The organism is Pseudomonas sp. Marseille-Q1929, assembly GCF_017316265.1.
Lineage (GTDB): Bacteria > Pseudomonadota > Gammaproteobacteria > Pseudomonadales > Pseudomonadaceae > Aquipseudomonas.
On the sequence record NZ_JAFLWU010000038.1, the window covers coordinates 25857 to 46684 of the forward strand.

The 20828-nt window shown below is 62.0% G+C and carries 21 protein-coding genes; 19 read left to right on the top strand and 2 right to left on the bottom strand.

The genetic code is table 11. The features are described 5' to 3' along the window. Window positions 1-118: 118 nt before the first annotated feature. The 14 genes from fabF to J1G37_RS26395 all read left to right on the top strand — a co-directional run bounded on the left by fabF (window position 119) and on the right by J1G37_RS26395 (window position 13663). Complete coding sequence (gene fabF, locus J1G37_RS26330; RefSeq protein WP_026136914.1) at window positions 119-1363, top strand: beta-ketoacyl-ACP synthase II; 1245 nt, start codon at window positions 119-121, stop codon at window positions 1361-1363. Further along, window positions 1363-2178, top strand: a complete 816-nt coding sequence (pabC, locus tag J1G37_RS26335) for an aminodeoxychorismate lyase (RefSeq protein ID WP_207046447.1) — start codon at window positions 1363-1365, stop codon at window positions 2176-2178. The genes fabF and pabC overlap by 1 nt, the downstream gene beginning before the upstream one ends. A 1-nt stretch (window position 2179) precedes the next feature. Continuing rightward, a complete protein-coding gene (gene mltG, locus J1G37_RS26340; RefSeq protein ID WP_207046449.1) occupies window positions 2180-3280 on the top strand; it encodes an endolytic transglycosylase MltG in 1101 nt (366 codons plus the stop codon). A gap of 19 nt (window positions 3281-3299) precedes the next feature. After that, entirely contained in the window at window positions 3300-3932 is a 633-nt protein-coding gene (gene tmk / locus J1G37_RS26345; RefSeq protein WP_207046451.1) for a dTMP kinase, read from the top strand. Further along, the gene (locus J1G37_RS26350; RefSeq protein WP_207046453.1) at window positions 3925-4914 is read left to right on the top strand and encodes a DNA polymerase III subunit delta'; all 990 of its coding nucleotides are present in this window, start codon (window positions 3925-3927) and stop codon (window positions 4912-4914) included. Before tmk ends, J1G37_RS26350 begins: the two co-directional genes overlap by 8 nt. A 63-nt stretch (window positions 4915-4977) precedes the next feature. Further along, entirely contained in the window at window positions 4978-5763 is a 786-nt protein-coding gene (locus J1G37_RS26355; protein ID WP_124526711.1) for a TatD family hydrolase, read from the top strand. Window positions 5764-6192: 429 nt separating this feature from the next. Further along, complete coding sequence (locus J1G37_RS26360; protein ID WP_124526710.1) at window positions 6193-6846, top strand: TetR/AcrR family transcriptional regulator; 654 nt, start codon at window positions 6193-6195, stop codon at window positions 6844-6846. Window positions 6847-6961: 115 nt separating this feature from the next. After that, a complete protein-coding gene (locus J1G37_RS26365) occupies window positions 6962-7930 on the top strand; it encodes a radical SAM protein (protein WP_207046455.1) in 969 nt (322 codons plus the stop codon). A gap of 203 nt (window positions 7931-8133) precedes the next feature. Next, the gene (locus tag J1G37_RS26370) at window positions 8134-8739 is read left to right on the top strand and encodes a DUF4823 domain-containing protein (RefSeq protein ID WP_017737748.1); all 606 of its coding nucleotides are present in this window, start codon (window positions 8134-8136) and stop codon (window positions 8737-8739) included. Between the two features lie 16 nt (window positions 8740-8755). After that, window positions 8756-9316 carry a DUF1285 domain-containing protein gene (locus tag J1G37_RS26375; RefSeq protein ID WP_207046457.1) on the top strand — a complete coding sequence of 187 codons (561 nt, stop codon included), beginning with the start codon at window positions 8756-8758 and terminating at the stop codon, window positions 9314-9316. Between the two features lie 70 nt (window positions 9317-9386). After that, the gene (locus tag J1G37_RS26380; RefSeq protein ID WP_207046459.1) at window positions 9387-10100 is read left to right on the top strand and encodes a GntR family transcriptional regulator; all 714 of its coding nucleotides are present in this window, start codon (window positions 9387-9389) and stop codon (window positions 10098-10100) included. Continuing rightward, complete coding sequence (locus tag J1G37_RS26385) at window positions 10097-11098, top strand: ADP-ribosylglycohydrolase family protein (protein ID WP_207046461.1); 1002 nt, start codon at window positions 10097-10099, stop codon at window positions 11096-11098. Before J1G37_RS26380 ends, J1G37_RS26385 begins: the two co-directional genes overlap by 4 nt. A gap of 200 nt (window positions 11099-11298) precedes the next feature. Next, complete coding sequence (locus tag J1G37_RS26390; RefSeq protein ID WP_207046463.1) at window positions 11299-12765, top strand: cytosine permease; 1467 nt, start codon at window positions 11299-11301, stop codon at window positions 12763-12765. Then, a complete protein-coding gene (locus tag J1G37_RS26395; RefSeq protein WP_207046465.1) occupies window positions 12758-13663 on the top strand; it encodes a PfkB family carbohydrate kinase in 906 nt (301 codons plus the stop codon). The genes J1G37_RS26390 and J1G37_RS26395 overlap by 8 nt, the downstream gene beginning before the upstream one ends. A 109-nt stretch (window positions 13664-13772) precedes the next feature. On the opposite strand, the gene J1G37_RS26400 is transcribed toward J1G37_RS26395, so the two are convergent. Then, window positions 13773-14099, bottom strand: a complete 327-nt coding sequence (locus J1G37_RS26400; protein ID WP_207046467.1) for a hypothetical protein — start codon at window positions 14097-14099, stop codon at window positions 13773-13775. 34 nt (window positions 14100-14133) lie between these two features. Next, window positions 14134-15336 carry an MFS transporter gene (locus tag J1G37_RS26405; protein ID WP_207046469.1) on the bottom strand — a complete coding sequence of 401 codons (1203 nt, stop codon included), beginning with the start codon at window positions 15334-15336 and terminating at the stop codon, window positions 14134-14136. A gap of 184 nt (window positions 15337-15520) precedes the next feature. Between J1G37_RS26405 and J1G37_RS26410 the strand changes: the two genes are divergently transcribed. The 5 genes from J1G37_RS26410 to araH all read left to right on the top strand — a co-directional run bounded on the left by J1G37_RS26410 (window position 15521) and on the right by araH (window position 20592). Further along, entirely contained in the window at window positions 15521-16000 is a 480-nt protein-coding gene (locus J1G37_RS26410) for a GNAT family N-acetyltransferase (protein ID WP_010208407.1), read from the top strand. A 280-nt stretch (window positions 16001-16280) separates the two neighbouring features. Next, window positions 16281-17102, top strand: a complete 822-nt coding sequence (locus J1G37_RS26415; protein ID WP_207046471.1) for an SDR family oxidoreductase — start codon at window positions 16281-16283, stop codon at window positions 17100-17102. 30 nt (window positions 17103-17132) lie between these two features. Next, on the top strand, window positions 17133-18113 hold the full coding sequence (locus J1G37_RS26420) for a substrate-binding domain-containing protein (RefSeq protein WP_124526699.1): 981 nt from the start codon (window positions 17133-17135) through the stop codon (window positions 18111-18113). Beyond that, window positions 18110-19609 carry an L-arabinose ABC transporter ATP-binding protein AraG gene (araG, locus tag J1G37_RS26425; protein ID WP_207046472.1) on the top strand — a complete coding sequence of 500 codons (1500 nt, stop codon included), beginning with the start codon at window positions 18110-18112 and terminating at the stop codon, window positions 19607-19609. Before J1G37_RS26420 ends, araG begins: the two co-directional genes overlap by 4 nt. 17 nt (window positions 19610-19626) lie before the next feature. Continuing rightward, on the top strand, window positions 19627-20592 hold the full coding sequence (gene araH, locus J1G37_RS26430) for an L-arabinose ABC transporter permease AraH (RefSeq protein ID WP_026137114.1): 966 nt from the start codon (window positions 19627-19629) through the stop codon (window positions 20590-20592). Window positions 20593-20828: the final 236 nt, after the last annotated feature.

Below are 20828 nucleotides of genomic sequence, written 5' to 3' on the forward strand. Positions count from 1 at the left end.
TAGTCGTCGCTTGCTGTTGGGAAAAACCGCACTGCTGTTACAGCGTGCGGTTTTTTCTTTAGCTCTGACGAAAAGTGGTTTTGAAGCGAAGTGTCGTCATTAGAAAAAGGAGAGTGCTGTGTCGCGTAGACGCGTCGTAGTCACCGGTATGGGTATGTTGTCGCCACTGGGTACGGATGTGCCGAGCAGTTGGCAGGGCATTCTGGCTGGCCGCAGTGGTATTGGTCTGATCGAACACACGGACCTTTCTGCCTATTCCACCCGTTTTGGCGGCTCGGTAAAGGGTTTTAATGTCGAGGAATATCTCTCGGTCAAAGAGTCCCGCAAGCTCGACCTGTTCATTCAGTACGGCCTGGCAGCCGGTTTTCAGGCAGTGCGCAACGCCGGCCTGGAAGTCACCGACGCCAACCGTGACCGCATTGGCGTGGCCATGGGCTCGGGAATTGGTGGTCTGACCAATATCGAAGAAACCAGCCGCATCCTGCACGATACTGGCCCCCGTCGAATTTCACCGTTCTTCGTGCCGGGCTCGATCATCAATATGATTTCCGGTTTCCTGTCCATCCACCTGGGTGCACAGGGGCCTAACTACGCGATTGCCACGGCGTGCACTACGGGTACGCATTGCATCGGCATGGCGGCGCGCAACATCGCCTATGACGAAGCGGACGTGATGATTGCCGGTGGCGCTGAAATGGCTGCCTGCGGCCTCGGCATGGGCGGCTTCGGCGCGTCCCGTGCGTTGTCCACCCGCAACGACGAGCCGACCCGTGCCAGCCGTCCTTGGGACAAGGGCCGTGACGGCTTCGTGCTGTCCGACGGTGCCGGTGCCCTGGTGCTGGAAGAGTTGGAACACGCCAAGGCGCGTGGTGCCACCATCTACGCCGAGCTGATCGGTTTTGGCATGAGCGGCGACGCCTATCACATGACTTCGCCACCGTCCGACGGTGCCGGTGCTGCGCGTTGCATCACCAATGCTCTGCGCGATGCGAAGATCAATGCCGACCAGGTGCAGTACATCAACGCCCACGGCACCTCGACGCCGACTGGCGACCTGGCGGAAGCCGAGGCCATCAAATCGGTGTTCGGCGAGCACGCTTACAAGCTGGCGGTCAGCTCGACCAAGTCCATGACGGGCCACCTGTTGGGCGCGGCGGGCGCGGTCGAAGCGATCTTCAGCGTCATGGCCATCAAGGACCAGGTCGCTCCGCCGACCATCAACCTGGATGAGCCGGACGAAGGGTGCGACCTGAACTTCGTACCGCACGAAGCGCAGCCGATGCCGATTGACGTGACGATTTCCAACTCGTTCGGCTTTGGTGGCACCAACGGCTCCCTGGTGTTCCGCCGGTTCGCCGAGTGATGGACAGCTGGGTCGACGGTCAGCCAGCGGACAGCGTGCCCCTGAAAGATCGCGGCCTGGCCTATGGCGATGGGCTGTTCGAGACCATCGCCGTCAAGGCCGGGCAGCCTGTGCTGCTCGACCGTCACCTGCACCGTCTCGACGACGGTTGCAGGCGCCTCGCTTTCATTGCGGATCACGGCTTGATCCGCAGCGAAGTGCTGGCCTATGCCGCCGCCCTTGGTGATGGTGTGCTCAAGTTGATCCTCACCCGCGGCGACAGCCTGCGCGGTTATGGCATCAACCCCGGCGCCCCGGTGCGCCGTATCTTGCAGGGCAGTCCGCCCGCAACCTATCCCCCCGCCCATGGAACCGACGGTATCCGCCTGTTTCCCTGTGCCACCCGTTTGGCCGAGCAACCCTTGCTGGCTGGCCTCAAGCATCTCAATCGCCTGGAGCAAGTGATTGCCCGCGCTGAATGGCAGGATGCCGAGCACGCCGAAGGCTTGATGCTGGATGTGTCCGGGCGCGTCATCGAAGGTGTGTTCAGCAACCTGTTCCTCGTGTGCAACGGCTTGTTACTAACCGCCGATCTGAATCGTTGCGGGGTTGCCGGCGTCATGCGTGCCGAGATCCTGGCCCAGGCGCAAACCCTGGGCGTCCCGGTGGCCGTGGCCGATATCAGCCTTGAGCAGTTGCAACAGGCCGATGAAGTGTTTGTCTGCAACAGCGTTTATGGCATCTGGCCGGTGCGCGGCTGCGCTGCGATGAGCTGGCCGGTTGGGCCGCTCACCCGTAAACTGCAGGGCATTGTTCGCGCGCTATTGGATATTTGAGTTGATACGAAAACTGGTTGTACTGCTGCTGGTCGGTGTGTTCTCGGCGGCCTTGCTGTTGGGCTATGGCGCCTGGAAATACGACGCTGCCCTCAAGCAGCCCCTGAACCTGACCCAGGAGCAATTGCTCGACGTACCGGCCGGGGCCACTCCCACTGGCACCTTCAATCGCCTGGAAGCCGACGGCGTGCTCGACGGCGCGTTCTGGCTGCGCCTGTACTGGCGCTTCAACCTTGATGGCCAGCCTCTGCACAGCGGCGAATACCGCATGACCCCCGGCATGACGGCGCAGGGCTTGATCGGCCTGTGGCAGCGCGGCGAAGTGGTGCAATACAGCCTGACCCTGGTGGAAGGCTGGAATTTTCGCCAGGTGCGCTCGGCCCTGGCCAAGCATGAAAAGATCGTACAAACCCTGTCGGGCCTGACTGACAGCGAAGTCATGGAGAAACTCGGCCACCCCGGCGTGTTCCCTGAAGGGCGATTCTTTCCCGACACCTACCGCTTCGTACGCGGGATGACCGACGTCGAGTTCCTGAAAAAAGCCTACAACCGCCTGGACGATGTCCTCGCCCAGGAGTGGAGCAAGCGCGCCTCGGATGCGCCCTACACCGAGCCCTATCAAGCACTGATCATGGCTTCCCTGGTGGAGAAAGAAACCGGCGTGCCGGAAGAACGCGGCCAGATCGCCGGCGTGTTTGTGCGCCGCCTGAAGATCGGCATGTTGCTGCAGACCGACCCGACGGTGATCTACGGCCTGGGCGAGCGCTACAACGGCAAGTTGACCCGCGCCCACCTCAAGGAAGCCAACCCCTACAACACCTACATGATTGCTGGCCTGCCGCCGACGCCGATCGCCATGGTCGGCCGCGAAGCGATCCATGCCGCGCTGAACCCGGTGCCAGGCAGCAGCCTGTATTTTGTCGCCCGTGGCGATGGCAGCCATATTTTCTCCGATGACCTGGATGCGCATAATGCCGCCGTGCGTGAGTTCCAACTCAAGCGCCGCGCCGATTACCGCTCCAGCCCGGCGCCCGTGGTAAAACCGGTGCAAGAGGCAACGCCTCCCGCCGACACGCCCGCCGAGCCGCAAAGCCCGCAATGACTCTGACTAAGGACTGCCTGTGACTGGCTTGTTTATTACCCTGGAAGGCCCCGAAGGCGCCGGCAAAAGCACCAACCGCGATTACCTGGCCGAGCGTTTACGCGCTGATGGCATCGAGGTGGTGTTGACCCGTGAGCCCGGTGGCACGCCGCTGGCCGAGCGAATCCGCGACGTGCTGCTGGCCCCGGGTGACGAGCCGATGAACCCGGACACCGAGCTGCTGCTGGTGTTCGCCGCCCGCGCCCAGCACCTGGCCGAAGTGATCCGCCCAGCGCTGGCCCGTGGTGCGGTGGTGATTTGTGACCGTTTCACCGACTCCACCTATGCCTACCAAGGTGGCGGCCGGGGTTTATCCCTGGAGCGCATCGCCATGCTGGAAACCTTCGTGCAAGGCGATCTGCGCCCGGACCTGACCCTGGTGTTCGACCTGCCGGTGGAAGTCGGCCTGGCCCGCGCCAGCGCCCGGGGTCGCCTGGACCGCTTCGAACTGGAAGGCCGCGCCTTCTTCGACGCGGTGCGCAGTGCGTTCCTTGCCCGCGCCAAGGCCGAGCCCGCGCGTTATTACCTGTTGGATGCCGCCCAGCCGCTGACCCAGGTACAACAGGCGATCGATGCCTTGCTGCCGACCCTGCTGGAGCGCGCCCGTGGCTGAAGCCTACCCGTGGCAGGACAGCCTCTGGCAGCAATTGGCGGGACGTGCCCAGCATGCTCACGCCTATCTGTTGCACGGCCCGATTGGCATCGGCAAGCGCGCACTCGCCGAACGCCTGATGGCCAGCCTGTTGTGCCAGCGCCCGGTCAACCTGGAAGCCTGTGGCGAGTGCAAATCCTGCCTGCTGCTCAAGGCGGGCAGCCACCCGGACAATTACCTGCTGGAACCCGAAGAAGCCGACAAGGCGATCAAGGTCGATCAGGTCCGCGACCTCGTCAGCTTCGTGGTACAGACCGCGCAGATGGGCGGGCGCAAAGTGGTGTTGATCGAGCCGGTGGAGGCGATGAACATCAACGCCGCCAACGCCTTGCTCAAGAGCCTGGAAGAACCGTCCGGCGATACGGTGTTGCTGCTGGTGAGTCACCAGTCCAGTCGCTTGTTGCCGACGATCCGCAGCCGCTGTGTCCAGCAGGCGTGTCCGTTGCCGAGCGAGGCCATGAGCCTTGAGTGGCTGGCGCAGGCGTTGCCGGAATGCAGCAGCGATGAGCGCGGCGAACTGCTGACCCTGGCCGCCGGTTCGCCGCTGGCCGCAGTGAAATTGCAGGCCCAAGGCGTGCGTGAACAACGCGCGTTGGTGGTGGACGGGGTGAAGAAACTGCTCAAGCAGGAACTGTCTGCCACCCAACTGGCCGAAACAGCCTGGAAGGATATTCCGCTGTTGCTGCTGTTCGACTGGTTCTGCGACTGGTCGAGCCTGGTCCTGCGCTACCAGTTGACCCAAGACGAAAACGGCCTGGGCTTGCCGGACATGCGCAAAGTCGTGCAGTACCTCGCGCAGAAAAGCGCCCAGGACAAGGTGCTCAATATTCAGGACTGGATCCTTGCCCAGCGCCAGAAGGTGCTCGGCAAGGCCAACCTCAACCGCGTGCTGTTGCTCGAAGCGCTGCTGGTGCAGTGGGTGGGCTTGCTCGGCCGCCGTTAATTTCCGTGGCCGACGGGTGTATCGTCGGCCAGACACTTTCTGTGATTTAAGTCGTAACTACCTATGCTCGTAGATTCCCATTGCCACCTTGATCGCCTCGACCTTGCCCAACACGGCGGTTCCCTTGACGCCGCCCTTGAAGCAGCGCGCCAGCGCGGGGTAGGGCACTTCCTGTGCATCGGCGTCAGCGCCGACAACGCCGCCGATGTCAAAGCCCTGGCCGAGCGTTATGCCGATGTGGATTGCTCTGTGGGCATCCACCCGTTGGACCTCAAGCCCGGCGAAGCCCCGGCCCTCGACTGGTTGCTGGGTGAACTCAACCACCCGCGCGTGGTGGCGATTGGCGAAACCGGCCTGGACTACCATTACGAGCCCGAAGCCGCCGAGTTGCAGCAGGCCTCGTTCCGCCTGCACCTGCAAGCCGCCCAGCAGACCGGCAAACCGGTGATCGTCCACACCCGTGGCGCCCGCGCCGACACCCTGGCGCTGCTGCGCGAAGCCGCGCTGCCCCAGGCCGGCGTGCTGCATTGCTTTACCGAAGACTGGGACATGGCCAAGGCGGCCCTGGACCTGGGTTTCTACATTTCCCTGTCGGGGATTGTTACCTTCCGCAATGCCGACGCGCTGCGTGACGTGGCACGTCAAGTGCCGGCCGACCGCCTGCTGGTGGAAACCGACTCACCGTACCTGGCGCCCATCCCCCATCGCGGCAAGCCGAACCTGCCCGAGTACGTACGGGATGTGGCGGATTACCTGGCGATGTTGCGCGGTGAGTCCGTTGAGCGCTTTGCCGAACAGACGACCGAGAACTTCAAGCGCCTGTTCCCGTTGGCCCACGTTAAATCGTAGGCAAAAAAAACCCGGGTTCTGGGGGGTGAATCCGGGCTAAGACCATTAGGAGTAAAACAGGGCACACAGTCCGTCGGTACCCAGGGTCAACGCGTCACTTGGGGGAGATGCCGCGCCGACAGTTCAAGTATTGATCAGTATCTGATTCAGTCCAGTCGCGACTGGTCGTTTTTTAAACAGATTTGGAATACTCGCGCTTCGCTTGAGTTCTCATTAAGCGGGTGCACAGGTGCCGTTGTTGCGTATTATTTCTGACTGCAAGCGATGAAATCGTTGGCGCGCTGAAACTTAAGTGTGCGGCGGGTTCACATAGGCGTTGCCCAACGACCGTTCAGTCGGGATAATCCCTCGCACCGGGTAAATCGTATCGCCACGTGTTCGTGGCCCTGCGCAACCCTCCCCACAGTCACCTTTGCAGACCTCTTTCTCATGCACAAAGAACCCCGTAAGGTCCGTGAGTTTCGCCGCCGTGAGCAGGAAATTCTCGACACCGCGCTCAAGTTGTTTCTCGAACAAGGTGAAGACAGCGTCACCGTCGAGATGATCGCGGATGCCGTGGGTATCGGCAAAGGCACGATCTACAAGCACTTCAAGTCCAAGGCCGAGATCTACCTGCGCCTGATGCTCGACTACGAGCGCGACTTGAACGAGCTGCTGCATTCGGCCGATGTGGACAAGGACAAGGAAGCCCTGTCCCGCGCCTACTTCGAATTCCGCATGCGCGACCCCCAGCGCTACCGCCTGTTCGACCGCCTGGAAGAGAAGGTGGTCAAGGGCCATCAGGTGCCGGAAATGGTCGAGGAGCTGCACAAGATCCGTGCCTCGAACTTCGAACGCTTGACCCTGCTCATCAAGGGCCGTATCAGCGAAGGCAAGCTGGAAGACGTGCCGCCGTATTTCCACTACTGCGCCGCCTGGGCGTTGGTACACGGCGCAGTGGCGCTGTACCACTCGCCGTTCTGGAGCAATGTGCTGGAAGATCAGGAAGGTTTCTTCCAGTTCCTGATGGATATCGGCGTGCGCATGGGCAACAAGCGCAAGCACAGCAGCGAATTGCCGCCGGCTGAACCGCCTGCTGCGTAAGGATTTACTGCCAGACGCAGTACCCCAGGAATATACTCAGGCAAGGACTCTTGCTAAAAGCTGATTTATCAGTCAGCTTTTAGCGCGCCCGAATCATCCTCTGCCGGAGTGATCCATGATCGTTGATCGTCAAGGCAGGCGTTTTCGCAATTTGCGGATCAGCCTGACCTCAGCCTGCAATTATGCGTGTACCTACTGCGTGCCCAACGGCAAGCGGCTGGTGGCTGCCCAGGACGAACTCTCGGCCGAGGCCATGGCGCGGGGCGTCGAGTATCTGATCGAAGCGGCGGGCATCGACCGCCTGCGCATTACCGGCGGCGAGCCGCTGGTCAGCCCCAAGCTGGAAGCCTTCATGGGCGCAGTGGGGCAGATGGGCCTCAGTGACATCAGCCTGACCACCAACGGCCAGTTGCTGGCGCGCAAACTGCCACTGCTGGTGGATGCCGGCATCAAGCGCATCAACGTCTCCCTCGACACCCTGGACGCCGACGCCTTCCGTAGCATCGCCCGTGGCGGCGACCTCGCCACTGTGCTCGACGGCATGGACCAGGCCCGCGCTGCCGGGATCAAGATCAAGGTCAACATGGTGCCGTTGCGCGGCCAGAACCTGGACCAGGTGATGCCGTTGCTCGACTACTGCCTGGAACGTGGCTACGAGCTGCGCTTTATCGAGTTGATGCGCATGGGCCACCTGGCCAAGGATTCCAATGCGTTTTTGCAGCAATTCGTCAGTTTGCAGCAGTTGCTCAGCCTGATTGGCGAGCGCCACGAATACCTGCAAGCCAATGCCCCGGTGGACGCCACCGCCGTGCGATATGAAATCCCCGGCAAGGGCTACTTTGGCGTGATCGCCAATGAAAGCGTGCCGTTCTGCCGGACCTGTTCGCGCCTGCGGCTGTCGTCTACCGGCTGGCTGCATGGCTGCCTGTCATCCAGCAACCGCCACTACGTCGGCGACCTGCTGGACAAGCCGCGCCACCAGGCCTTGCCGGCGTTGCAAGGGCTGCTGATGAAAGCCCTGGGCGACAAGCAGGAAGTGGCGTTTTCGGGCGGTGCGACGATCATGAAGATCATCGGCGGCTGACGCGATTTCCAAATCCACCCGCAATCTCCTGTGGGAGCTGGCTTGCCTGCGATAGCATCAACTCGGTGTCACTGTTAGACCGAGGTGCTTGCATCGCGGGCAAGCCCGCTCCCACATTTGGTTTGTGTCGTCTGTGAATGGCGCGGATTCTGCATCTCACGCCCATTCGCCGGTTTTCCGTCACCGGCTTCTGGAGGATTAGGATGCGTAGTCTGGTTTTGTTGCTGGCGTCATTGACGCTGAGTGGTTGCATGACCGTCAGCGATATGGCCGAAGGCACCCGCTATCAGATGAGCGACGCCGGCTTGCTGGACCACAGCGATACCCGTCGTACCAACTCGATCCGCGTGCAGCCGGACTCCTTTATCTTTATCGCCCAGGGCGCCTTCGTGCCGCCCGGCAGCGCCTACCCGCGCCCGAACGTGGTGGCCGAAGAAGCCTTCAACGGCTTCATCGAATATTTCCCCATGGTGCGCCGTGCCCGCCAGCCGGAAGGCCTGGAGCAGGCAATGGCTGAAGCCCGTGCCGCCGGCGCGCATTACCTGCTGTACTGCCGTTTCGCCAAGGCGGATGACCGCATCGGCAACGCCGACGAGTGGGCCGACCAGGAAGCCCTCGACCGCGTCGGCCTCGACAGCGGTGTGATCCAGGTCATGCTGATCGAGACCAGCACCCAGTATTTGATTGATACTGTGCGTATTCGCAGCCGTGGCGGTTTACTGACGTTCCACGACAACAAGCCAGAAGACCTGATCGCCCGCCCCCTGGCCAAATACGCCCGTGGCCTGCTGGGCATGAGCGATCAGTAAGACACAGGAGATGCCCATGACCGATTCCGCCAAGGCCAACGATCTGTTGGCCCAACTGCCCAAGGGCAAGGGACCGGCGCCGGTACACCTGTGGAACCCGGAGTTCTGCGGCCATATCGACATGCGCATCGCCCGCGATGGCACCTGGTTCTACCAGGGCACGCCGATCGGGCGTAAGCCGATGGTCAAGCTGTTCTCCAACATCATCCGCCGCGATGGCGATGATTACTTCCTGATCACCCCCGTGGAAAAAGTCGGGATCAGCGTCGAAGATGCGCCGTTTGTCGCGCTGACCCTGGAGGTTGAAGGGCAGGGCGAAAGCCAGGTGCTGCGCTTTACCACCAATGTCGACGAGACGATCGAAGCCGGCCTGGAGCATCCGCTGCGTGTGGTCATCGACCCGCTCACCGAAGAGCCTTCGCCGTACCTGCGGGTGCGCACCAACCTCGAAGCCCTCGTCCATCGCAACGTGTTCTACCAATTGGTGGAGCTGGCGGTGAGCCGTCCGATCAACGGTCAGAACTGGCTGGGCGTGTGGAGTGGCGGGGAGTTCTTCCCCATTGGCCTGGAACCCTGAGGCCGGTTTTTTCATCTCCCTGACATAATTCGCTTGCTGCCAACGGCGGCTTTCGGTTATCAATTTGTACATGATTAGACATGTCCGATTTGATAAGAAAAAACGCGTCGTCGACGAACTGATCCGCCGAATCGAAGGTGGGGTGATGGTCGACGGCTTTCTGTTGCCCGGCGAGCACCAACTGGCCGAAGAGTTTTCGGTCAGTCGCGGTACCTTGCGTGAAGCCCTCGCCGAGCTCAAACGCCGCAACTACATCGCCACCCAGAGCGGCGTCGGCTCCATCGTCACCTTTGACGGTATGGTGCTCGACCAACGCAGTGGCTGGGCCCAGGCTTTGGCCGACACTGGCGCGCGGGTCAACACCGATATCCTGCGCCTCGAAGCCGTGACCCGGCCGGACCTGCTCAGCCGTTTCGGCAGCGAACAATTCATTGCCCTCGACCGCCTGCGTTACACCACCGATGGCACCGCCGTGTCCCTGGAGCGCTCGCTGATGCCAGCGTCCGGCGGCCTGGAAAGCCTGCCCACCGTCGGCCTGATCGAAAACTCCCTGACCATCACCCTGGCGGCCTACGGCTATGTGGGTGCGGAAGGTGACCAGTGGATAGGTGCCGAGCCCCTCAGTGATGGCGATGCCGAATTGCTCGGCCGTCCGGCCGGCAGCGTGTTTCTCAAGGCCTCGCGCACCACCTATGACCGCCGCGAGCGCTTTATGGAACATGTCGAAAGCCTGCTCGACCCACTGCATTTCCGCCTGCACCTGCAATTTGGGAATTCGAAATGACCCCGCACAACCGCGCCCTCGGCGCCTTCTACGGCCTGGCTTTAGGCGATGCCCTGGGCATGCCGACCCAGTCGTTGAGCCGCGAGCAAGTGCGCGCCCGCTTCGGTGCCATCACCGCGCTGGAAGACGCCGGCGCCGACCAACCCATCGCGCCAAACATGCCCGCCGGTTCAATCACCGATGACACCGAGCAGGCGATCCTGGTGGGCGAGTTGCTGGTGGCAGGCCAAGGCCGCATCGAACCCACCGTGCTCGCCCAGCGCCTGATCGACTGGGAAGCGGTGATGCGTGCCAAGGGCTCCCAGGATTTGCTCGGCCCCTCGACCAAACGCGCAATCGACATGATCCTCGCCGGCCACACGCCGGAAGAGTCCGGGCGTTATGGCACCACCAACGGCGCGGCGATGCGTATCACGCCCGTCGGCATTGCCGCCGATGTCAGCGACCCCGCGCATTTTATCCAGGCCGTGATCCAGGCGTGCCAGGTTACCCATAACACCAGCCTGGGCATCTCCAGCGCCGCTGCGGTGGCGGCCGTGGTCTCGGCCGGCATCAACGGCGTGGACCTGGGCGAAGCACTGAACATCGGCACCCAGGTCGCCCAGCAGGCCGAGCACCATGGCCACTGGATCGCCGGCGGGCGCATCTCCACCCGTATCAGTTGGGCGCGCACCTTGAGTGTCGGCAGTGGTGATAAAGCGTTGTTTGCCGATTTGCTCTACGAATTGATCGGCACCTCGGTCGCGTCCCAGGAGTCGGTGGTGGTGTCGTTTGCCCTGGCCCAGCAAGTGGCGGTGGGCGAGATGAATGCCTTCGAAGCCCTGTGCCTGGCCGCCAGCCTTGGCGGCGACACCGACACCATTGCCGCGATTCTCGGCGCCATGCTCGGTGCCTGCCTGGGCATGCAGTGCTGGCCGGAGGCGATGGTGGAGCAGGTCAGGCGGGTGAATGGTTTGGACTTGCAGCCGCTGGTCGAAGGGCTGCTCGCAATTCGATAAGCACCACCGATAAAAATGTGGGAGCTGGCTTCTGTGGGAGCTGGCTTGCCTGCGATGCAGACACCTCGGTCTATCAGTAGAACTGCAGTGATGCAATCGCAGGCAAGCCAGCTCCCACAGAAGCCCGCTCCCACATTCGACCGAGTTGAATAGAACATTTGCCACAACCACAACAATATCGGCACCCGGAGTATTCCTTCATGAGCAACACCTCTTCCGGCCAAAGCGCCGGGCAACTGGAAACACGCGGCATCGAGCCGGTCCCGGAAGGCGAGTGCAACGGCCATCCGCTGCAACTGTTCTGGGTCTGGTTCGCGGCCAATATCAGCATCCTCGGCTTGCCCTTGGGCGCGACGCTGGTGGCGTTTCGTGGCCTGGCCATCTGGCAGGCGATCATTGTCGCAATCCTGGGCGCGGCCGGTTCATTCGCCGTGGTGGGCATCATTTCCATCGCCGGCCGACGTGGGCGGGCGCCGAGCCTGACGCTGTCCCGGGCGATCTTCGGCGTGCGCGGCAATATCGGCCCGACGCTGGTCTCGCTGATGTCGCGCCTGGGTTGGGAAACCGTCAACACCACCACCGCCGCGTTCGTGCTGCTGTCGTTGTGTTCCATCCTGTTTGGTTCGCCCGTCGCGGCGAAAAGCGCACCCCTGCTGACCCTGCTGTTCATCGCCATCTTTGTGCTGTTGACCCTGGCGGTCTCCGGCCTGGGCCACGCCACTTTGCTGGTGATCCAGAAGTGGGCGACCTACGTGTTCGGCGCGCTGAACCTGCTGGTGGGCGGCTTCCTGTGCGCCACCATCGACTGGAGCGCCGTGTTCAATGCGACCCCGGCGCCGCTCAGCGCGATGATCATCGGCGTCGGCACCATGGCCGCTGGCACCGGGATCGGTTGGGCCAACGCCGGCGCCGACATGTCGCGTTACCAGCACCGCAGCGTCAAGGCCGTGCGCCTGGTGGCGTCGGCGGCGTTTGGCGCGGGCATTCCGCTGGTGTTGCTGATTACCCTCGGCGGCCTGCTGTCGGTGGGCAACAATGACCTGGCCTCGGCCACCGACCCGATCATCGCGATCCGCGACATGCTGCCGACCTGGATGGCCGTGCCGTACCTGATCACGGCCTTCGGCGGGTTGCTGCTGTCCAACAACCTCTCGGTGTACTCGGCGGGCCTCACCACCTTGACCCTCGGTTTGAAGGTCAAGCGCGTGCACGCGGTGATCGTCGATATCGTCGCGATCTTTGCCGGTTCCATCTACTTCATGCTGATCGCCGACAGCTTCTACGGCCCGTTCATTACGTTCATCTCGCTGCTGGCGGTGCCGATTACCGCGTGGGTCGGGATCTTCGTGGTCGATTTGATCCATCGTCACTACTACAGCCCCAAGGACCTGCTGGACGTCAGCCCCAGCAGCGCCTACTGGTATCGCGGCGGCGTGGAATGGCGTGCGTTTGGCGCGTGGGCCGTGGCGATTGTGCTGGGCTTCAGCTTCACCACCATCGGCACCACCGCCGAAAATATCTGGTTTGCCGGGCCGTTGTCCGACTCCTGGCTGGGCCACAACGGCCTGGGCTGGATCGTGACCTTCCTGGTGGCCGGTGGGATTTATGCGGTACTGGGCGGCGCGGCTGATCGTCGCCCGGCGTTAGTTGAGAGCCACCATGTCTAGATTGCTGCACACCGGCCAGGTCATCGTTGATCTGGTCATGGGCCTGGATTCCCTACCCGTAAGCGGCGGCGATGTGCTGGCGCAATCCGCCAGTTTTGAAACCGGTGGTGGCTTCAACGTGATGGCCGCCGCCAAGCGCAACGGCATGCCGGTGGTGTACCTCGGGCGCCATGGCAGCGGGCGTTTTGGCGACCTGGCGCGCGCGGCGATGCAGGCCGAAGGCGTGGAGATGGCCCTGGCGGCCAGCACCGATAAAGACACCGGCTTATGTGTGTCTCTGACCGAGGCGAGCACCGAGCGAACGTTCATTTCCCACCTCGGCGCCGAGGGCGATTTGAGCGCCGAGGATTTGGCCGGTGTGGTGCCGCGTGCGGACGACTATGTCTACGTCAGCGGCTACAGCTTGTTGCTGGACGGCAAGGCGCAGGCGTTGCTCGATTGGTTGCTGGCGCTGCCGCGTGAAATCCGCGTGGTGTTCGACCCGGGCCCGCTGGTCAGGGCGCCGGATTCGCCGTTGATGGTGGCGCTGCTGCCGCGCATCGACATCTGGACCAGCAATGGCCCGGAAGCCTTGGCATTCACCGGTGCGGATTCGCTGGCGCAAGCCTTGGGCGACCTGCAACGCCATCTGCCCGAGGGCGCATTGCGCGTGGTTCGGGATGGGCCGAACGGGTGCTGGGTGAATGCCGAGCATGTGCCGGGTTTCAAGGTGAAGGCCGTGGACAGCAATGGCGCAGGGGACGCCCATGCGGGCGTATTTATCGCTGGGTTGGCGAAGGGTTTGACACCGGCCCAAGCCGCGCGCCGAGCGAATGCCGCAGCGGCGCTGGCCGTGACCCGCTGGGGCCCGGCCACATCCCCGGGAACTGCCGAAGTCGACGCACTACTGGCTGAATAAACCCAATCAAAACTGTGGGAGCGGGCTTGCCCGCGATAGAGGTGTATCAGCCACATCATCATCGGCTGACAGGACGCCATCGCGGGCAAGCCCGCTCCCACATTTGGTTTTATTCTGCCGGCTGCTTCGGCGCCCCCGGCAGATTGTCATCTTTATTCACCTTCGGCTCATTCACCGCCGGCCCCATCTTGCCATTGCCCACGGCTGCAGGCGCTTGACGTTCCGCGTCGTGGCCCTTGGTGTGTGGGTCGGCGCCGTTGGGGTTTTCGATCACCGCACCATTATTGATTTGTAGCCCCGTGCCCATGGAATCCAGGGACTTGGTGGTGGCGTCTGAATTGGTCGGGCCGGTGGACGACGTGGCTGCAAAACCACTCAGGGAAACCGCAGACAGCAGGCCGGTGAGGGCGAGGGCAGCAAACTGGGAATGCTTCATGAGTGTGTCTCCTTAGGATTATTGTCCTTACCCTCTATTGGTCCGCCCCCATTGCCTGTTGGTGCCTGGCTGGCGACGAACGGCGCACGATCAGCCGCACCACGCTGATCATCCAGTTGCACAGCGCCACTGCCACGATCGTCAGCAGCAAGGTCGCCATCCCGTATTCGACGATGATCCGACCCGCCAGCAACGGAAACCCGAACACCCCGACAAAGTACCCAAGGCTGAACAGCAACAGCGCCTGGGACGTGGTGCCCGCCGGTGCTTCATTGGCCACCAGCCCATTGATCACCGAGTACGTCAGGCCATAACCCACGCCCAAGGTGACCGCCGCCAGCAGGTAACTGAAGGGGCCCGAAACCGTAAAGCCAAACATCAGCACCGACAGCAGCATCAGCCCCGACAACACACACGCCGCCGCGTAGGCATCACGCTTGACCACCCACCCGGCGATCAGCAAGCGGCTGGTGATCGCCGCGCTCAGGAAGCCGCCAAAGAACAGCGAATAGTCCAGCGCGCGCGCCGCCGCATAGCTGGTCTGGAACGACGACAACCCGCCAAACACGCAACCGCCGAGGCCGACCATGATGATCGCGCACGCTGCTTTGGAGGACAGCACCTGGCGCGTGGCGGCCCAGGAGATTTTCGCCACTGTCGCTTCTTGCTTGAGATGCCGGCTCAGGCGCCAAAACACCAGCACGCCGACCAGGCTGGCCAGTGCGGCGATATAAAACGCCGTGGTCAGCGGCAGCCCCAACGCACTTGCCGCCCGCCCCAGCAATGGCCCGGCACCGATGCCACTCATCATGCTGCCCGACAGCAACGCGAAATATTTGGCCCGTTGCTCTGGTGCAACCAGCATCGCGACGATGATCGGACCCAAGGTATAGAACACTCCCCAACCCAGGCCCAAGGCCAGGCCAAACACCCGCAAGCCCTGGCCAAAGCCGGGCATCAGCGCAAAACCCAGGCAGGCCACCACCAACAGCAAGCCCATCCCGGCAATTGTGCGGGCCGCGCCCCAGGCATCGGACAAGTGCCCGGAGATCATCACCGCCACAAAGGTGCTGAGCATCGCCGTGGAAATCACACTGCCCGCATCGTGCTCGTCACCGCCGCGTGTGTGAATCAGCAGCGACAGCAAAAAGGTCGAGCCGTAAGACAGCGACAGCAAAAAACTGGCAAGGCAAAACAGGGCGAACAGCTTGGTGCTCACCGGGGATGAGGCATGCATGGGAAGGCCTGGACGTCGTTGGAATTATGCGCAACTTTTTACCACGCACGCTCAGGGCGATTGTTGTGTGGTTGCTGGTGCCAGCGTTACCAGGCGACGGAGTAACGCTGCCCATGAAAATGCACTGCAATCAGTCATCAAACCCCCTTAGTATGTGTGCTTTGCAATTGCCCAAGGCTCGCCCATGACCATCGAGATTCGCCCCGCCGTGCCCAGCGATGCTGCGCAGATCCTGACTTTCATCACTGAGCTGGCCGAGTACGAGAAGGCCCGGCACGAAGTGATCGCCAGCGTGGTGGACATCGAGCGCAGCCTGTTCAGCGAGGGCGCCACCGCCCATGGCCTGATCTGTTTGCGCGACGGCTTGCCGATTGGCTTCGCAGTGTTCTTTTTCAGCTATTCCACGTGGTTGGGCAGCAACTGCCTGTACCTCGAAGACCTGTATATCAACCCGGAACAACGCGGCGGCGGGGCGGGCAAGAAGTTGCTGCGCCACTTGGCCAAGATCGCCTTTGACAACGGTTGCGGGCGGTTCGAGTGGAGCGTGCTGGACTGGAACGAACCGGCGATTGCCTTCTACAAATCCATTGGCGCGCAGCCGCAGGAAGAGTGGGTGCGTTATCGCATGGAAGGCGATGCGCTGCGGGATTTTGCGCTGGGCTAGAAAACGCTGAAGTTCAAATGTGGCAACCCAACTCCCTGTGGGAACCCAATCCCCTGTGGGAGCTGGCTTGCCTGCGATGGCGGTCTGTCAGTTGATACATCTTTAGCTGACCCACCGCTATCGCAGGCAAGCCAGCTCCCACATTGGGATTGGGTTGTCACATTTTTTTCGAGATATGTTCAATATATGGGATGAGAATTTATATATTGAGATATTCCAAAAGATCGGTTTATAGTCGCCTGCATCAGCACTCACTACCAAAAATAAAACAGGTGAAGCGATGCAGGCACAACCGTTGTCACTCCCCGCCGTGCCCGAGCCAACCTATGGCGAGCGTCTCAAAGACAAGGTGGTGATTATCACCGGTGCCGCCCAAGGCATTGGCGAGGCCATCGTCGCGTGCTTCCAGGCCCAGCAGGCGCGCCTGGTCATCGCTGATATCCAGGCTGAAAAAGTCGAGAAAGTCGCCGCCCGCTGGCGCGAACGCGGCGCTGAAATCTACGCGCAACCCGTCGATATCACCTCAAACGAGCAATGGCAGTCGCTGGTCAACCTGGCCATCGCACGCTTCGGTCGCGTCGACGTGCTGGTCAACTGCGCCGGGGTCAACGTGTTCCGCGACCCGCTGCAAATGAGCGACGAAGACTGGCGTCGCTGCTTTGCCATCGACCTCGACGGTGCCTGGTTCGGCTGCCGCGCGGTGTTGCCGCACATGATTGCGCAGGGCATCGGCAACATCATCAATATCGCCTCCACCCATTCCAGCCACATCATCCCCGGCTGCTTTCCCTATCCCGTGGCCAAGCATGGCCTGCTCGGCCTGACCCGGGCGCTGGGCATCGAATACGCGCCCAAGGGCATCCGCGTGAATGCCATCGCGCCGGGCTATATCGAGACCCAGCTCAACGTCGATTACTGGAACGGCTTTGCCGACCCCCACGCCGAGCGCCAGCGCGCCTTCGACCTGCACCCGCCCAAGCGCATCGGCCAACCGGTCGAGGTGGCGATGACCGCGCTGTTTTTGGCCACCGACGAGGCGCCCTTTATCAATGCCACCTGCCTGATGATCGATGGCGGGCGGTCTGTGATGTACCACGACTAACACTTTTCCAATAACAAGAAGAGGTGGTTCATGTTGAAGAAGACACTCGGCACCCTGGCCCTTGCGATGGCCTTCAGCGGTGTGGCATTCGCCGAAGAAGTGAAGATCGGCTTCCTGGTCAAGCAGGCCGAAGAGCCGTGGTTCCAGACCGAATGGGCCTTCGCCGAAAAAGCCGGCAAGGAACACGGGTTCACGGTGATCAAGATTGCCGTGCCCGATGGCGAGAAAACCCTGTCAGCCATCGACAGCCTCGCCGCCAACGGCGCCAAAGGTTTTGTGATCTGCCCACCGGACGTGTCCCTCGGCCCGGCCATTGTCGCCAAGGCCAAGGCCAACGGCCTAAAAGTGATGGCGGTGGATGATCGCTTCGTCGATGCCAAGGGCAACTTCATGGAAGACGTGCCGTACCTCGGTATGGCCGCTTTCGAAGTCGGTCAGAAGCAAGGCGCGGCCATGGCCGCCGAAGCAAAAAAACGCGGCTGGGACTGGAAAGACACCTACGCCGTGATCAACACCTACAACGAACTCGACACCGGTAAAAAACGCACCGACGGCTCGATCAAATCCCTCGAAGACGCCGGCATTCCCAAGGACCACATCCTTACCGCCGCGCTGAAAACCCTCGACGTGCCCGGCAGCATGGACGCCACCAACTCGGCTCTGGTCAAGCTGCCCAGCGCTGCGAAAAACCTGATCATCGGCGGCATGAACGACAACACCGTGCTCGGCGGCGTGCGCGCCACGGAAAGCGCCGGTTTCAAGGCGGCCAATGTGATCGGCATCGGCATCAACGGCACCGACGCCATCGGTGAATTGAAGAAAGCCGACAGTGGCTTCTTCGGCTCCATGCTGCCGAGCCCGCATATCGAGGGCTACAACACCGCACTGGCGATGTACGAGTGGGTCACCACCGGCAAGGAGCCGGCGAAGTACACGGCGATGGACGAAGTGACCCTGATCACCCGCGCCAACTTCCAGGAAGAACTGACCAAGATCGGGCTGTGGAAATGACCGGCGCGGCCCTGCGCTTCAACGGCATCGGCAAGGAGTTTCCCGGGGTCAAGGCCCTGGCGCAGATCAGCTTTGAAGCGCGGCCGCATCAGGTGCATGCGCTGATGGGCGAGAACGGCGCGGGCAAGTCGACGCTGCTGAAAATCCTCGGCGGCGCCTACATTCCCAGCAGCGGTACGGTGCAGATTGGCGAGCAGACGATGGCCTTCAAATGCGCCGCCGACAGCATCGCCAGCGGCGTGGCGGTGATTCACCAGGAACTGCACCTGGTGCCGGAAATGACCGTGGCCGAGAACCTGTTCCTCGGGCATTTGCCGTCGCGGTTTGGTGTGGTGAATCGTCGGCAACTGCGCGAGCAGGCGCTGGCGTGCCTCAAGGGCCTGGCGGATGAAATCGATCCGGCGGAGAAATTGGGGCGCCTGTCCCTGGGCCAACGGCAACTGGTGGAAATCGCCAAGGCGTTGTCCCGTGGCGCGCATGTGATTGCTTTTGATGAGCCCACCAGCAGCCTCTCCGCGCGGGAGATCGACCGCTTGATGGCGATCATCACGCGCCTGCGCGACGAGGGCAAAGTGGTGCTCTACGTGTCCCACCGCATGGAAGAGGTGTTCCGCATCTGCAACGCGGTGACGGTGTTCAAGGACGGCCGTTTTGTACGCACCTTCGACGACATGAGTGCGCTGAGCCATGACCAGTTGGTGACGTGCATGGTCGGCCGCGATATCCAGGACATCTACGACTATCGGCCCCGCGAGCATGGCGAGGTGGCGCTCAAGGCCAAGGATTTACTCGGCCCCGGCGTGCGCGAGCCGATCAGTTTTCAGGTGCGCAAGGGCGAGATCCTCGGCCTGTTCGGGTTGGTGGGGGCAGGGCGCACCGAGCTGTTCCGCTTGCTCAGCGGTTTGACCCGCAGCACCGCCGGAAGCCTGGAACTCTGTGGCAAAAAACTGCAATTGCATTCACCGCGCGATGCCATCGGCGCCGGGGTGCTGCTGTGCCCCGAAGACCGCAAAAAGGAAGGCATCATCCCGCTGTCCAGCGTTGCCGAGAACATCAATATCAGTGCCCGTGGCGCCCACTCCGCATTCGGTTGGCTGTTGCGTGAAGGCTGGGAAAAGGGCAACGCGGCGCAGCAGATCAAGGCGATCAAGGTCAAGACGCCGAATGCCGAGCAGAAAATCATGTACCTCTCGGGCGGCAACCAGCAGAAGGCGATTCTCGGCCGCTGGCTGTCGATGCCGATGAAAGTCCTGCTGCTGGATGAACCCACGCGCGGTATCGATATCGGCGCCAAGTCGGAGATCTACCAGATCATCCATAACCTCGCGGCCCAGGGTATCGCGGTGGTCGTGGTGTCCAGCGACCTGATGGAAGTGATGGGCATCAGCGACCGCATCCTGGTGATGAGCGAAGGCGCCCTGACCGGCGAAGTGAGCCGCGACCAGGCGGATGAAGCGCGGCTGTTGCAACTGGCTCTCCCGCGTTCGCGGGCTTGAAGAATTCGAGGTGAATGATGTCCGACGTAAAAACTGCAAAGGGCTTCTGGCCGGGTTTCAACCAACGCAAGTTCCTTGATGACTGGGTGATGCTGCTCGCGGCGCTGGGCATCTTTGTGCTCAGCGCGCTGTTTATCGACAACTTCCTTTCGCCGCTGAACATGCGCGGCCTGGGCCTGGCGATTTCCACCGTCGGCATTGCCGCGTGCACCATGTTGTTCTGCCTGGCGTCGGGGCACTTCGACTTGTCGGTGGGCTCGGTGATCGCCTGCGCCGGCGTGGTGGCGGGCATCGTGATTCGCGATACGGACAGCGTGGTGCTCGGCGTGTCGGCGGCGTTGGCCATGGGCCTGGTGGTGGGGTTGATCAACGGCATCGTCATTGCCAAGTTGCGCATCAACGCGTTGATCGCGACGCTGGCGACCATGCAGATCGTGCGGGGCCTGGCGTACATCTTCTCCAACGGCAAGGCGGTGGGGGTGATGGATGAGCGCTTCTTCGTGTTCGGCAACGGCCAACTGCTGGGCGTGCCGGTGCCGATCATCATCACCGTGCTGTGCTTCGTGTTCTTCGGCTGGCTGCTGAACTACACCACCTACGGGCGCAACACCATGGCCATCGGCGGCAACCAGGAAGCCGCGTTGCTGGCGGGGGTGAACGTTGATCGCACCAAGATCATCATCTTTGCCGTGCACGGCTTGGTGGGCGCGTTGGCCGGGGTGATCCTCGCCTCGCGCATGACCTCGGGCCAGCCGATGATTGGGCAAGGGTTCGAGTTGACGGTGATCTCGGCGTGCGTGCTGGGCGGGGTGTCGTTGAGCGGCGGGATTGGGATGATCCGGCATGTGATTGCCGGGGTGTTGATTCTGGCGATCATTGAGAATGCGATGAACCTGAAGAATATCGATACCTTTTACCAGTATGTGATTCGCGGTTCGATCCTGTTGCTGGCCGTCATCATCGACCGCATGAAGCAACGCTGATCTCCGGTCAAATGAAGTTCCAAATGTGGGAGCTGGCTTGCCTGCGATAGCATCACCTCGGTACACCTGACTCACCGAGGCGCCCGCATCGCAGGCAAGCCAGCTCCCACAAAAGCCAGCTCCCACAATGGATCTCCTCTGTTCTGGAGGATGGTATTTGCCATAATGCCGCAAGTTTTCGTACCACCACATAGGCCCGACATGCAGGAAAACGCCCCCACCCCCACCAAAGACAC

Coding starts and splice junctions, on each gene's coding strand:
- pabC (WP_207046447.1), top strand. CDS start 1,363: ATGGACAGCTGGGTCGACGGTCAGCCAGCGGACAGCGTGCCCCTGAAA.
- J1G37_RS26355 (WP_124526711.1), top strand. CDS start 4,978: ATGCTCGTAGATTCCCATTGCCACCTTGATCGCCTCGACCTTGCCCAA.
- J1G37_RS26360 (WP_124526710.1), top strand. CDS start 6,193: ATGCACAAAGAACCCCGTAAGGTCCGTGAGTTTCGCCGCCGTGAGCAG.
- J1G37_RS26365 (WP_207046455.1), top strand. CDS start 6,962: ATGATCGTTGATCGTCAAGGCAGGCGTTTTCGCAATTTGCGGATCAGC.
- J1G37_RS26370 (WP_017737748.1), top strand. CDS start 8,134: ATGCGTAGTCTGGTTTTGTTGCTGGCGTCATTGACGCTGAGTGGTTGC.
- J1G37_RS26375 (WP_207046457.1), top strand. CDS start 8,756: ATGACCGATTCCGCCAAGGCCAACGATCTGTTGGCCCAACTGCCCAAG.
- J1G37_RS26380 (WP_207046459.1), top strand. CDS start 9,387: ATGATTAGACATGTCCGATTTGATAAGAAAAAACGCGTCGTCGACGAA.
- J1G37_RS26385 (WP_207046461.1), top strand. CDS start 10,097: ATGACCCCGCACAACCGCGCCCTCGGCGCCTTCTACGGCCTGGCTTTA.
- J1G37_RS26390 (WP_207046463.1), top strand. CDS start 11,299: ATGAGCAACACCTCTTCCGGCCAAAGCGCCGGGCAACTGGAAACACGC.
- J1G37_RS26395 (WP_207046465.1), top strand. CDS start 12,758: ATGTCTAGATTGCTGCACACCGGCCAGGTCATCGTTGATCTGGTCATG.
- J1G37_RS26400 (WP_207046467.1), bottom strand. CDS start 14,099: ATGAAGCATTCCCAGTTTGCTGCCCTCGCCCTCACCGGCCTGCTGTCT.
- J1G37_RS26405 (WP_207046469.1), bottom strand. CDS start 15,336: ATGCATGCCTCATCCCCGGTGAGCACCAAGCTGTTCGCCCTGTTTTGC.
- J1G37_RS26410 (WP_010208407.1), top strand. CDS start 15,521: ATGACCATCGAGATTCGCCCCGCCGTGCCCAGCGATGCTGCGCAGATC.
- J1G37_RS26415 (WP_207046471.1), top strand. CDS start 16,281: ATGCAGGCACAACCGTTGTCACTCCCCGCCGTGCCCGAGCCAACCTAT.
- J1G37_RS26420 (WP_124526699.1), top strand. CDS start 17,133: ATGTTGAAGAAGACACTCGGCACCCTGGCCCTTGCGATGGCCTTCAGC.
- araG (WP_207046472.1), top strand. CDS start 18,110: ATGACCGGCGCGGCCCTGCGCTTCAACGGCATCGGCAAGGAGTTTCCC.
- araH (WP_026137114.1), top strand. CDS start 19,627: ATGTCCGACGTAAAAACTGCAAAGGGCTTCTGGCCGGGTTTCAACCAA.